Below are 13,995 nucleotides of genomic sequence, written 5' to 3'. Positions count from 1 at the left end.
CTGGCAAAAATCCCCAGCGCCATAACAAAAAATATAGTTATTAAGGGTGCCTTCATAGAACCTACAATCTCTAGAAAGTGGCCGCGTCAATTACATACCTGTAGCGGGCTTTTTTATTTACAACCTTTTCCCACGCATTGTTAATTTCTGCCGCTTTTATCACCTGTATTTCTGGCTTGACATTATTATCTGCACAGTAATGGATCACTTCCTGTGTTTCGGGGATACCTCCGATCAAAGAAGAATTGAAATTAACCCTGCTGGCAGCAAGGGCCAGGTTGTTATAAGAGAGTTCAAAACCCTCTGGCATTCCCACATAAGTAAACGAGCCATATGGCTTTACACATGCTATGTACGGTGCTACATTGAATTGGTAAGGAATAGTACAGATCATATAATCCAGCTTCTTATTGTACGCCTGCATGCTTTTGAAATCAGCCCCCACGACAATCACCTCTTTTGCTCCCCATGACTTAATGTCCTCAACCTTATCAGGAGAAGTAGTGAACGCATATACTTCTGCGCCTTTAGATACGGCCAGTTTCACTGCCATATGCCCCAAACCACCAATACCTGCTACTCCTACTTTATCGCCAACTTTGATTTGCGCATTCATTAGTGGTGAATAAGTGGTAATACCGGCACATAATAGTGGTGCAGCCTCTTTAAAGCTAATGTGATCCGGTATGTGAACGGCAAAATGGTCACGTACCACTATTCTATTGGAATATCCGCCTTGGGAAATACCTGTTGGTTCTAACTCCATCGGATATCCATAAGTAAATACGGTCTCTCCCCTATCACAAAAATGCTCCTCTCCATGAGTACAACTTTCGCATTCCATGCAACTATCCACCATGCAACCGACTCCGGCGCGGTCTCCTACCTTGAATTTGGTGACATTTTTACCAACAGCGGCGACTACTCCTACGATTTCATGCCCTGGTATCTGTGGGTATTGCTGTTGTCCCCAATGTCCCTTCATCTGGTGAATATCTGAATGACAGATACTAGCATATTTGATATCGATCAATATATCATCATCGCCTACAGGTCTGCGTTCAAATTCCCAGGGACTAAGTTTTCCTGATGAGTCTTTTGCAGCATACCCTCTTGCCTTTATATTTTTACTCTTGCTTTGCTCCTGTCCTGGCTGAGAGAATAGTTGTAGTGGACTGGTTAGTGCCAAGCCTGCACCCGCCATTGCGGATTGCTGGATGAAGGTCCTCCTGGAGGTTTTACCTTCATATTTGTTTTTTGGTAATTCCATAGTGTTCCTATCAATTTATATTCTGATATTGTTCATCCGACACCGGTTCCATCCAGTTGACCACTCCCTTTTCAGTATTCGGTACAATATAAAGTTGCTGCATTCCGGTATCCGGACTGGCACCATGCCAGTGTTTTTTATTTGGGGGGCATTTAGCCACATCACCTTTTTTTAAAACCTGAATAGGCCCTCCTTCTATTTGGTGGTAACCTTTTCCTGCCGTAATGATCAGGATCTGACCAGCGGGGTGGGTGTGCCAGTTACTTCTGGCACCCGGCTCAAAAAAGACATTTCCCACAAGGGTGGTATAGGTAGAGTCCATAGGTACTAACCCATAGTTGTAAGCATTGCCGGTAAAATACTCAGCTGGCCCTTTTTGCCCTTGGGGAAATATTGCCTCCAGCTTATCCTCTGCTGGTTTCTGACAACCGCAGAGTAAGCCAAAGGCAAAGATCAACGATGTAACTACGTACCTCATGATCTGCTTATTTTAGGTTTTCAGTGAAGAAAGACTCCAGTTTATCAAAAGGGATCATATCTACTTTGTCATATAAGTCTATATGCCTTGCTCCTGGTATCACAACCAGTTCTTTGGGTTCAGCGGCTCTTTCATACGCATCTTCAGTGTAAAATTTTGAATGTGCATTTTCTCCCATGATGAAAAGAATCGGACGTGGTGAAATGTTTTCGATATCGCCCATCATTGGGAAGTTATTGAAGGCCAAGCTGCTGGTAACAGTAAAACTACCGGTTGCCCGAGGGTGGAATCCTCTTTCCATAGCATAATACTCAAAAAATTCACTGGTTACAGGATCCAGTCCTTCTGGGACTCCCGGAAGTGGTTGCTCAGGGAATGCCGGGGTTTGCGCATACTCACCGCTTTCAAAATCATTCCAACGTTGTTCACTAGCCTGTTTTAGAGTTTCCTTACGTTGCTCCTCGGTCATGCTGTCCACAAAGCCCTTACGATTCAAACGGCTTATGTCATACATACTTGTAGTAGCTATAGCCTTAATTCGGGTATCTACCTGTGCTGCTGTAATTGCAAAACCGCCGCTACCACAAATGCCAATAGCACCAATTTTTTCTCTGTCTACATTGGGATGTGTGCCAAGAAAATCAACTCCGGCACTAAAATCTTCAACAAAAACATCAGGAGAAGCAGCTTTACGAGGTTCGCCGCCACTTTCTCCATTGTATGACTCATCAAAGGCCATGGCTACGAATCCCCTCTCAGCCATATTCTGAGCATAAATACCAGCTCCCTGTTCCTTTACACCTCCATAAGGTGTCCCAATAATTACGGCAGGGTACTTTTTAGTCTTGTCAATATCTTTAGAAAGATATAAATGTGCCGCAACAGTTATTCCATACCTGTTTTTGTACTGCACTTTTTCCATAGTGACATTATCACTTAATGTGAATGTCAAATAATCTTTTTGAATAGCTTGTTCCATTTCAACTGTTTTTTTTGGTTCGTTATTTTGTTGTGTCTCCGCGCAAGCTTGCCCCAATAGTGTGAGGAATCCTGCTATAATAATTTTCGGATAATTCATTTTGTTTAATTTTTATGGTATTATTTTTATTTGCTTAGCTGGTATTCCGCCTACAACTGTATTGGCAGGAACATCTTTTGTTACCACGGCACCTGCTGCTATAACAGCGTTTTCACCAACCGTAACTCCAGGGAGAATTGTTGCACCAGCCCCAATCCAAACATTTCGTCTGATAACTACTGCATCCGGAACCAATGTCCTTCGCTCAGATAGTTCTACAGGATGGTTTTCGGAGGTAATATTTACCCTTGGTCCGATCATTACATTGTCTTCTATCGTAATACAACCCAAGTCCAAAAAACTGCAGGCGTGGTTAATAAATACATTTTTACCTAAAGTAATGTGCCGACCGAAGTTGGTGTGAAAAGGAGTGAAAACAGTGGTACTTTCATCTATCTTACTACCAATTATCTCGCTCAGATGTGCACGAATTTCGTTTACATCTGACGACGCGTTGAGCAGGTTTGAGAGCTTAATGGTGCGGTTTACCCTTTCCCTGATCCTGCTATACTGGGGATCATTCATGGGAATTGGCACTCCGGATCTTAGCCTCTCAAAGATATCATTACCAATTGCATTTTTTCTTTCTGATTTGTTCATTGGATTTGATTTGATAATGTTTAACAAAGGTATTTAATGCAATACCTCGAGAGTTAATGATTATCAAATCAAAACTTAAGAAATTCAAACCTTCTGCATGCGCATGGCTTTTGGAGTAGTATTGGTTAGTTTCTTAAAGAAGTTATTAAAGTAAGTAGGGTAGTCAAACCCCAAAGAATAGGCTATTTCACTGATATTCCAATTGGTGTGTTGTAGCAATGCTTTTGCCTCACTCAAAATTCGCTCAGCAATATGGGTAGATGTAGATTTTCCGGTTACATCTTTAACTGCTCTGTTTAAATAATTTACATGTACTGATAAGTCATTGGCATAATCCTGGGGCGTTCTTAAGCGCAGAGGACTATCAGAACTCTCAATAGGAAATTGTCTTTCCAGGAGTTCAAGAAATACTGAGGTTAAACGTGAAGCAGCATTTCTATGTTGGTCAGAATTTTCCAAAGGCTGCATTTTAAGGGCTTCATGGATGATCAGGTGGATATAATTTCGTATAAGGTCAGCTTTAAAGGAATAATCAGTCTGTTGTTCTTCTATCATCTTGCGAAAGATTCCATTTAAAAACTCCCGTTGCTCTTCATTAATACTTAAAATAGGTGTACCTCCTAACTTGAACAAGGGGGACTGCAGAATGCTTTCAGTCCGTTCTGACTGATTTAGGAAATCTTCGGAAAACAGGCAGGTATAGCCTACATATGTCCTGGAGACCGTTTCCCAGGAATAAGGAATGTGGGGGTTTCCAAAAAACAAAACAGTTCCTTCATGCTCAAAACTGCGGTCGGCATAATGGATCCTACTTTCTCCCGTAGTTAAACAAATCTTATAAAAATCTTTACGGCTGTAAGTTTTCATAGCGTTGCCATCACGCTCAATCTGAAAAGCATTAAAGCCTTTTAGCTTAAGTTCACTGTTAAACTCGGAAACTGATCTTTCTGTCTTGACGGTCATAGTGCAATATTAAGAAAATCAAACATTCTTTGTGAAAAACAATTGTTTGATCCAGGAAGTTTTTCTTTGTGTAAAAATTTAAGGCTGTCACTTTCGGTAACAGCCTTGACTTCTGCTTTATTATTGCAAAGAAATTTAATTCAGTAATTTACCTTATTACTATGCGCTGGCTGATCTGCCTGCCTTTATTGGTAGCCGACAACACATATATACCACTATTCAACCGTTGGCTATCAATGTATGTAATATTATATCCGGGTTTGGCATTGGCTTTCATCATATATACTGTATTTCCAACATTATCAATCAGTCTGAAGGTAACAGGTTCACTATTATCAGAGTTGTAATTGATCGTTAATACATCTGCAACGGGTACAGGATATAGCTTAACAAGACTGAAATCTGCAGCCTTCTGAAAAGCAGTTTCCACCCAGGAGTATTCATAGCTACCGTCAACATCTATCATTTTAAGTCTGTAATAATGATTACCATACCCAACATGTTTATGCATGAAAGCGTAACTGTTTTTTTCTGTCGAGTTTCCTGCTGCCTCTACCCTTCCGATCTTGCTGAAATTCTTACCATCAGTTGCATGCTCTATTTCTATATAATCGGAGTTGCTTTCAGCTGCAGAAGTCCATACTAGATCCACGTTACCATCAACAGGTTCGGCTTCAAAAGTAAGGAGTTTAATAGGCAAAGCCAGTGGTGGCGCACCGGGATCACCGGCACCAAATCCGGAGAAACCAGTAGTGAATGATGAAGTAATAGCATAACCATCGCCGAAGGCTACTGCAGAATTAGACAAGCCTAATTCTGGATTATAAGATCCTGAAGATGAGGAGTTAATATCGTTAATAGAAACATTTACTTTAGCTAGTTTCAAATCAACAACCGTCTTCCCTGTAGATGCAATCCAGCTATTAACTTCGGTCGGAGTATAGTAAAGTGTTATGTTGTATGTACCACTGATATTATTATTAGCCGGAGATACGAATACCGTTTTATCCATCAAATACTCGCTAACATCTGCGCTCCAGAACTCTTTGGTTCCTGTTCCCGACCGGTCAATTGAGATGGTTGTACATCCATAATCGTGGCTGGAGGTATTTTCTATTTTGGCCAGTAGTTCACCAGTACCTTCATCATAGAACATCACAGTTTCATTAGGTCCCAGATACTGCTCCGAGGCATAGTTTAGCGTGGTAGCAATGGTAGTGCCCGTTGCCGTTACACTAACATCATCAACCACAAAAGCTGGATCACTTCCTGTATTGGTATCATTTATCCATACAAATGCCAAATAGAATGATGTTCCTTCTAAATCTGCCGGAAGTGCTGTCTGAAAGGCTGTTGCAGAAGTAACACCCTGAAATTCCGAACCGAATGGAGTAAAGCTTGATCCATTAAAAGAATAGGCCAACATACCATAGTCCCAGTAGGTTGAACTGGAGTATTCACCATTGCACTTATAATTAAAACTTAAGCTTAAACCGGTATAACCTGAAGCATCAATTAGTGGCGTGATAAGATATGCCTCTGCATCATCATTGATATTATAACTACCTGTATTAGCATTACTACTTACATGTGCACTATAGGTTCCGGTGATAGCATTCTCTGTATCAATTCTCCAGTCGTTAACACTGGTTTTTGCTTCGGCTACTGTCCAGCCCGATGGTGTTGCTCCTCCCTCAAAGTTTTCTTCCAAAAGAGCGAATGTTCCAGCAAAACCAGGAACTTCGTCGTTATCATTGATAGTAAATGTATGCGTGGTCTTGGTAGATGACTTAATAGCATTAGTGGAGCCTGTAATAGCAAACTCAAATTCCACCACTTCAGCACTCTCTACACTTCCGTCATCATAAACACGCAAGGTAAAAGTCTTGCTGTCAGTTGCTCCATCAGCAAATAGTAACGTACTTGACTTACCGCCAGATGTAAAATTACCGTTTGTAGTAAAAACAAAGTCATCCCATTCGCTCGCACTAGTGCTTACACCAAGGCTTAATGTTACAGTAGCATCACCGGTTGGCGGATTAGCTATAGTCATGGTAATAGTGTGGTCTTTGTACGGACGACAATCACCTAACTGCGCTGCACTCTGTGAGGTTTCTGTATCTACCGTAGAGGCAGTCAGGAATGATATCTCAGGATTGGAGGTCGGCGCCGTTGCAAAGCTACTGCTTGAAAACAACCCTCTACCATGAGTGGCAGCAATCACTTCATTATCTGAAGCTCTGAGCTGAAGCATATCGGTTCTTACATTAGGGAAGCCTGAATCCGCGGGACCCCATGTAGTACTGGCTCCGTTGAGGTTGCTGGTGGTCCATACCCCTAATTCAGTAGCAATAATGGCCGCATTATTATCCAAAGGGTGAAACAGCGCCCAGCGTACAGGCATATCAGGCAGGTCCCCCTCTACTTCTGTCCACGAAGTACCTCCATCGACTGTTTCCCAAATACTGCTAACACCGTAGTTACTGAATACTACTAAAATATGGTTATCATCCCCGTTCTCAACTTCAACGCACGAAACATAGCTATTAGCCGGGAAGCTGCTACTCGAAATATCAGTAGCAGTTCGAGGCCCTGACATATTTGCATTATCAATTCTATACACTTTTCCGCCAGGACCAGCTCCAACTCCTGTTCCAGTGCCCACAAATAACCTGTTAGAAGTATTTGGAGAAACTGTAATCGCAGAGATCTGCCCTCCGTCTAAGCTGTTAAGTGTAACAAATGTTCCGGTACTACCAGTTTGGGCATTACTCCACCTGAGCATTTGATCAGTACCCGCAGCCGAGTACATAATGTTATTGGTATCATCGTACCTGCTGGGATTGATAAATCGACCTGTCGAACTACCAAACTCAGAAATTCCGGAAAATGATGTACCCCCGTTGGTTGATCTGTAAAAATTATTGTATACATATTGAGTCCATTGATAGTTAGGCTCATCCTGATCGATATTACAGTAAGCACCGTCTCCTCCTGAAACTTCAGTTGTTGAGTTCATGCCGGCGTTTCCAAACCTATGTGAGCCATTATCCTGAGCACCCGCTAGAAAGTGATTAGTGCCTGCTGTAGGGTGAATGGCTGCTCCGTAGAACTGAGTAACATTATAACCATTATTCCTGGCACTTATAGATGGGTTTCCGGCTGTTAAATCTGCTGAATAAAACACCCCTCCATCATTACCAAAAATCACTTCATCCACTGAATTAGGGTTAAAAAGAATCATGTGCTGGTCGGCATGTACGTAAGTATCACAACCTCCAGTCCAATATGAAATCAGGCTAAAATTGTTGCCGCCGTCCGTACTTCTGTACAGGTCTATTCCACCTATAACTACCGTATTGGCATCGGTGGGATGAACGGCCATAATCAAGTCATACCATGCCTGGCCTCTTGTAAAGTCCTCAGAGGAGCTATTACAGCTCTGAGCAGTATAACTTGGAACAGTCAAAGATGACCAGATAGTCGGGCTAGCCTGATCTCCTACCGTAGTTTTAACCATCCAGCCGACATTATTGCCGTCAGAGGCTATGGCATAAACAATACCGGCATTGGAAGGTGCACAGGCAAGTTCTACTCTTCTACCAGATCCCGGGTTGTAGGCCGTAGCCCAGGTAGTTCCGTTATCTGAGTATAGTATCCTTCCACCACCACTTGATGAATATACATCCGATGTAGTTCCTACAAATATTCTTCCTGAGGCACTTAATTCGATATCGGCAACATTATAGGTGTAGCTTTGAGATGGAACATTGGGCAATACCTGAGTAAAATTAACCCCTCCGTCTGTGGACCTGAACAGGCCTTGCTCTCCGGAAGCTGAATAGCCATGATAGGTATATTCATTGACGCTGTTCTGCACGGCTACATAAATAACGCTCGAACCTCCTTCATTTTTAACTATAATATCATTGACATAGTGGAAGTCATTATCTGTAGCATAAAAGCCATTGGAAGCCGTCATATGTGTCCATGTGCTACCTCCATCAATACTTTTATACATACCTTCACCTCTGGTAGAACCTATAACATGGCCTTCCCCGGTACCCAGGTACATAATATCAGTATTGTTAGGGTCATATGTAATGGCGCTAATGGAAATGTTATTCCACATATCACTTACATTCTGCCATGTACTGGCCGAGCTGGTAATATCATCATTATACCAAAGGCCTCCGGTTACACTACCAGCCCAAACTTTGGTATTACCGGCATCATTAGGATCCCACATTAAGGCTCTTGTTCTTCCTCCCACGTTATCCGGACCACGCTCGGTCCAGGTCACTCCTGATATTTTAGCTTGTGAATTTCTTGCTTTACGGATCTTGCTTTCTCTGAACTCCTGCGCCTTCTTTAATCTGGCTTTTGGAATATACTCCAATTTCGGGTCGCGGGTCATGTCGAATTCCTGACGCATAGCCAGGTCAATTCTATCTTTTTTAGCAATTTTGTTAGATTTTCTATCTAATGTTACATGAATATGTTTTGATTGATTTTGAGTAAAATAGTCTCGTGTTGTAAACCAACCAAACAAAGCTAAAGCTGCCAAAATGGCCAGCAAATATGGGGTTTTAATAATTGATCTAGGCAAGGGGGCGATTATTAAATTATTATAAAATTTTAAATTACAATGTAAGGTTTTTTAACATTTATTCGAAATTTTATTCGGTATATAAATAGTATTGCCGGATGAATTGCAGGTAAGATTATTATCCCCTTAGTTATTTAATATTATAAAATTGTTTACGCATATTAATGAGGATGGCGTCGAGTTTGCTAACGTCCGGAAATTCGGGTAAGTCAGAGTCCTGATAGCATCTTTCAATCTGGTCGATTTTGATTTGCGCTGACGATATTAGATCATCATAACTCCAATAACCATTTTTCACTTTAAGGAGGTACTCCCTGTCTTCCCTTCGTACATTCAGCTGCCCCAACCTTCCTATCTCTTCACACATATTAAGTAGTCTAAGTGTATGCATCATATTTTTTGCATCATACCCCATGCCATGACTCATAGTTCCTCTGTATCTTTTATCATTCCGCCTCTCAACCCACTCCCAGTAGGCCTTATACTCCTTACAATATGATGAATACGCTGATTTATTGAATGACATAATAGTTACAGGCTCCATACCTACCGGAATATGGCTCAAAGTGATGTCATTGGCATTCTCCCCATTAACTACTCCTTTAAACTCACCGCTCCCGATATATAAACCGTAGGTATCCGCCATATGAGGAATCTTTGCCAGCCCACAAGCCTCATGGCTACACCCATGTTGGTTAAGAAACTCTTTCAATGTTACTGATCCTTGTCCGTAAATGGCAAAACAAAAATCAAGCACACCCTTTCGCTTCTTTTCAACAGGGTTCAGAATCTTCTTATTCAGTCCTTTTGCTTTCCTTATCTGAGTCATGGCGTATCCACCAAAACTGTCTTTACATTGCCTGGAGAGAAAATTATATTGCCTCAAGGAAGCAAACAATGGATGCATGCTGATAATACAATCTTCCGGTGAGTATAGTAACTCCAGAATATTGGGGTTGCTTTTGGATAGCAACTCTATGAACCTCTTCAGTTCATAATAAACGGTATCATTCTTTTCATCACTTACCTGATCTACGTAGCTCAACCCGAAGAATTGATCTTCCGGGAGAATAAATACTCCTTTGATGTCAACATCTGAATCCTGAGTTGACAACCCGTAGGCATGGCTGCCACTCAGACATTCATAGATGATCAGGTCCTTTTGTCTCAAGTCTTCAATAGTCATCATACCTGATATTGCTCCTCCATTCCAGCATGCTTAACAACTTCTCTATAAAACTCATCCAGTAAGTCAAAATCGCCCTTAGCTGAAGGTAGTTGATTGGCTATGAGATCATTTTCCTGGATAGTCTCTGTTAAAAAATCATTTATCGATGGTTCGAAGGCGTGAGTATAACCTTCACTTTGGCAAGATTTAACATCAATTAATTCATGGATCTTTTTGCAAAGCTCTTTATCTGTTAATTCAAGCATCGTGGGTAATTGAATTGGAGGCATTGAGCGCTTTTCTCTTATCCACTTTCCTGCCATTGCTGCTCTTAACGCGTAAAAGTACTTTTTCAATTTTACCTCACTTTGTTCAGAACACATTTCGAAATACTTCTTAGCCATACTTTGATAGTGATGCATAACGGCTATCGGTGAAAAGTAATACGGACTCAACTGGCGAAACCTATTGATAAATGCATCATCAGCATAATAAACTATGGGAGACTGTATCCACTCTAAAAGTGGGGCGTTAGACTTCCATAGGAGCCCCAACGCCTTCCCTATTTCCCAGCCACCAATATCAAGCAAATCATTAACCGGCAGGTCTATGGTATCTCTCCTTTTTCTGATGGATAGATTCCAATCCAGATCATGGGTATAGATGAAACGCACGTCATAATCACTGTCAGGGGAAGGGAAACCCCATGCCCTCGAACCTGACTCACAGGCATAGAGTATCTTCACCCCTTTTTGTCTTTCTATTTCTTTAAGCTTCTGCTTTATTAAAGTTTCCATATTTAGTCTACCTCCTGAAATTTTTCGTCACCGCACATTCTTACAATTTTTGGCTGGAATGAGCCTACAACATCAACCAGGTCCTTTTGTGACTCCATAACTTGTTTGATATCCTTATAGGCCATAGGAGCCTCGTCAATACCAGACCCAATCACTTCTACACCTGCCGTCCGGATATGCTGAGCTACTGCCTGTTTATCAAGACTATTCTTTGCTTTTGTTCTTGACATGGCACGGCCTGCTCCATGTGAAGCTGAATTAATGGATGACTCTTCTCCCTTACCTCTTACAATATATCCTGGGGCAGTCATAGAGCCGGGAATGATCCCAAGTACACCTTTACCTGCTGGCGTAGCACCCTTTCTATGCACAATGATCTCATTGCCCTGAAGGTCTTTCTCTTTCCATGCGAAGTTATGGTGGTTCTCCACCATTGCTACCGGAGTAGCTCTCAGACCAACCGCCATTCTCTCATGGATTTGATGATGACAGGCTGATGCATAATCTCCGGCCAGATTCATAGCCAGCCAGTACTCCTGCCCATCCTCGGTATCCAGATCAAGCCATGACAGGTGACGTGCCTCATGTGGCAGTTTACATTTACTCATAGCCAGCTTAGTATAGTATTGGGCAATGGCCCCTCCAAACCCGCGTGAACCAGAATGTGATAACAAAGCCAGGTATCTACCCACAGGCAGTTTAAACTCATTATCAGGATCTTCAATTTCGGTAATACCAAACTCTACAAAATGATTACCACCCCCTGAAGAGCCGATCTGCGCTGCCGCTTTGTCTTTTAAGCCTTCTATGAGCTTAATTTCTCTAAACAATGAATTTTCCAGCACTTCATGGTCTTTGGGTTTGCTAAAGGTTGCTCTTCCGAATTTGGTGTTCCTGATTAACATCTGCTTCAAATCCTCTTTTCTCTCAGACAGAATGCTTTCAGGAATATCATAAATCGTCATGCACATTCTGCAACCAATGTCTACACCTACCCCATAGGGAATTACTGCATTTTCCGTAGCCAGTACACCACCTATGGGAAGACCATACCCCTGATGTGCATCAGGCATTAAGGCGCCTGCTTTGGCAATAGGTAGCCTCATAGCCATTTCTATTTGGTTTACAGCGCCCTGCTCAATTCCCTCCGCTCCGTATACTTTATAAAGATCCGGGGTATCTCTTAGCGGCAGCACCTCATCTTTTGGTTTCAATAGCTCATGAGCAATGGCAGACAATTTCTCATCATGAACAAAGTTATCTGGCTTTAACAGCACTGATTTTAGCACGCTGTAGGTTTCCTCTATACCGCAACCTCCAAAATGCTGTGCCGCAACTTCCAGAGCCACACCCATTACTTTTCCTTGTGGGTACCCTAATTCAAGTAATTCCTTTCCTGTAATATTTGCTTTAATCTTTTCCATGACTCAAAGTAAAGATGCATGTGCGCAGTGTTTTTGCGTAGCTGAAATTATTTTAAGTTTTTATAAATCAGGGTATCTAATAACCGCATTTTATCAGCCAGTGCATTTCGGAAAAGTGCCTGTCGGGGGACCATTAATTATGGTACAGTAGTGTCAATACTTCCATTGCTCAAAGTTCTTCAGAAATATCTGTGTTATATTTCGAGCATCATCGATACCACGATGATGGGTACCCGAGAACTTAATCTCCTCATGGGTTAGGGCTGCTTTCATGCCAATAGGCCTTTTCAACTTTTTCATCTCAGCAAACTGATGTTTTAAACTGATATGACTGTCAACCCACAGGGCATTAACATCGTGCAAGGAGCAATCGGCCTTCAATTGCGTTCTGTCGTAAAATCCCCATGAACAAAGTACATATGGTATTTCAAGATCAACCCATGTCTGAAAATCGCTGATCACTTGCGGAAACATTTCGGCTTGATCAATATCATCCTGGCTAATGGAAGTAAGCTCCTGACAAAAAGCTGAAAGCCTGGGATTTATAACGGGCTTGATAAAAGTATTAAATTCTGATATGATGCTTCGGTCACTGTCTACTTTAACAGCTCCTATTTCTATGATTTCTCTAATTCTACCTGACTTTTCCTTCCAACAGGTAGACTCTAAATCAAATATGATGTAATTCATTTATTCTAAATTGATAATTTCTTCAAAACGGGTAACCTCTACCCTGTTAAACCTTCTTTTAAGGTAAAGTACCTTTTCTTCATCCAAATCTGGTTGAATTTGATTTTCAAATCTCAATTGTGTTATATAGTGAGGCAATTGTAAACTTTAAAATATTGAAAAATTATGGCAAAAATATTTATCACCGGTTCTGCTGATGGTTTAGGGCTTTTGGGCGCCCAGGCTCTTATTTCTCAAGGACATCAGGTGTACGCCCATGCGCGAAACACATCAAGGGCAGAAGAGGTAAAGGATAAATTGGCCCATGTTACCGAAATACTGACAGCCGACCTTTCTAACGTTGAAGAAGTGAAGCAATTGGCTCATAAACTCAATACATTTGAAAAGTTTGATGCGATCATTCATAATGCAGGAATTTATTCAGGAAAGGGAAATGAGTTTTTCACAGTTAACGTGTTGGCTCCATATGTACTTACGGCATTGGTTGACTTACCACAAAGACTGATCTACCTAAGCTCAAGTATGCATAAAAATGGCAGACCTTTGCTAAACACTGAAGATATAAGGCATATCAATTACTCCGACTCTAAACTACATTTAACCACTCTCACAAAGGTCGTTGCAAGGCTATACCCAGACATCTATGTCAATGCGGTAGATCCAGGTTGGGTGCCCACCAAAATGGGTGGCCCACAAGCTCCCGACAATTTGCAAAAGGGCTATGAAACTCAGGTGTGGTTAGCATCGAGCCGGGATAAAGAGGCATTGGTTTCAGGGCAGTATTTTTATCACCAAAAACTACAACAGGCCCATCCGGATTCAGACTCAATGCAATCACAGGAAACACTGATTGAAATTTGCAAAGAGATCAGTGGTGTGAGTTTAGATCATAACTAAAATAAGCCTGACATCAATGAA

At 41.6% G+C, this 13,995-nt stretch carries 11 protein-coding genes; 1 reads left to right on the top strand and 10 read right to left on the bottom strand.

Annotated elements, in window-relative coordinates:
* Positions 1-70: 70 nt before the first annotated feature.
* From JMN32_RS19410 to JMN32_RS19365, 10 genes are all read right to left on the bottom strand, one after another.
* On the bottom strand, positions 71-1,270 hold the full coding sequence (locus JMN32_RS19410; RefSeq protein WP_202858028.1) for an NAD(P)-dependent alcohol dehydrogenase: 1,200 nt from the start codon (positions 1,268-1,270) through the stop codon (positions 71-73).
* A gap of 10 nt (positions 1,271-1,280) precedes the next feature.
* On the bottom strand, positions 1,281-1,748 hold the full coding sequence (locus JMN32_RS19405; protein ID WP_202858027.1) for a (R)-mandelonitrile lyase: 468 nt from the start codon (positions 1,746-1,748) through the stop codon (positions 1,281-1,283).
* 7 nt (positions 1,749-1,755) lie between these two features.
* Positions 1,756-2,826: an alpha/beta hydrolase gene (locus JMN32_RS19400; protein ID WP_202858026.1), complete on the bottom strand. Its 1,071-nt coding sequence runs from the start codon at positions 2,824-2,826 to the stop codon at positions 1,756-1,758.
* 12 nt (positions 2,827-2,838) lie between these two features.
* A complete protein-coding gene (locus JMN32_RS19395) occupies positions 2,839-3,426 on the bottom strand; it encodes a sugar O-acetyltransferase (RefSeq protein ID WP_202858025.1) in 588 nt (195 codons plus the stop codon).
* Positions 3,427-3,510: 84 nt separating this feature from the next.
* Positions 3,511-4,389: a helix-turn-helix domain-containing protein gene (locus tag JMN32_RS19390; RefSeq protein WP_202858024.1), complete on the bottom strand. Its 879-nt coding sequence runs from the start codon at positions 4,387-4,389 to the stop codon at positions 3,511-3,513.
* 148 nt (positions 4,390-4,537) lie between these two features.
* Positions 4,538-8,998 (bottom strand): T9SS type A sorting domain-containing protein, encoded by a 4,461-nt coding sequence (locus JMN32_RS19385; protein ID WP_202858023.1) that lies wholly within the window; start codon positions 8,996-8,998, stop codon positions 4,538-4,540.
* A gap of 130 nt (positions 8,999-9,128) precedes the next feature.
* Complete coding sequence (locus tag JMN32_RS19380) at positions 9,129-10,187, bottom strand: nucleotidyltransferase domain-containing protein (RefSeq protein ID WP_238354550.1); 1,059 nt, start codon at positions 10,185-10,187, stop codon at positions 9,129-9,131.
* Positions 10,184-10,963, bottom strand: a complete 780-nt coding sequence (locus tag JMN32_RS19375; RefSeq protein ID WP_202858022.1) for a nucleotidyltransferase domain-containing protein — start codon at positions 10,961-10,963, stop codon at positions 10,184-10,186. The genes JMN32_RS19380 and JMN32_RS19375 overlap by 4 nt, the downstream gene beginning before the upstream one ends.
* A gap of 2 nt (positions 10,964-10,965) precedes the next feature.
* Complete coding sequence (locus tag JMN32_RS19370; RefSeq protein WP_202858021.1) at positions 10,966-12,387, bottom strand: RtcB family protein; 1,422 nt, start codon at positions 12,385-12,387, stop codon at positions 10,966-10,968.
* Positions 12,388-12,540: 153 nt separating this feature from the next.
* The gene (locus JMN32_RS19365) at positions 12,541-13,077 is read right to left on the bottom strand and encodes a 3'-5' exonuclease (protein WP_202858020.1); all 537 of its coding nucleotides are present in this window, start codon (positions 13,075-13,077) and stop codon (positions 12,541-12,543) included.
* A gap of 165 nt (positions 13,078-13,242) precedes the next feature.
* Here JMN32_RS19365 and JMN32_RS19360 point away from each other — a divergent pair, with 165 nt between their 5' ends.
* The gene (locus JMN32_RS19360) at positions 13,243-13,974 is read left to right on the top strand and encodes an SDR family NAD(P)-dependent oxidoreductase (RefSeq protein WP_202858019.1); all 732 of its coding nucleotides are present in this window, start codon (positions 13,243-13,245) and stop codon (positions 13,972-13,974) included.
* The last annotated feature ends 21 nt before the right edge of the window (positions 13,975-13,995 follow it).

This window comes from Fulvivirga marina (assembly GCF_016775155.1).
GTDB classification, from domain to species: Bacteria; Bacteroidota; Bacteroidia; order Cytophagales; family Cyclobacteriaceae; genus Fulvivirga; species Fulvivirga marina.
Note: the sequence above shows the minus strand (reverse complement) of the source record. Positions and strands in the feature narration are given on the sequence as shown.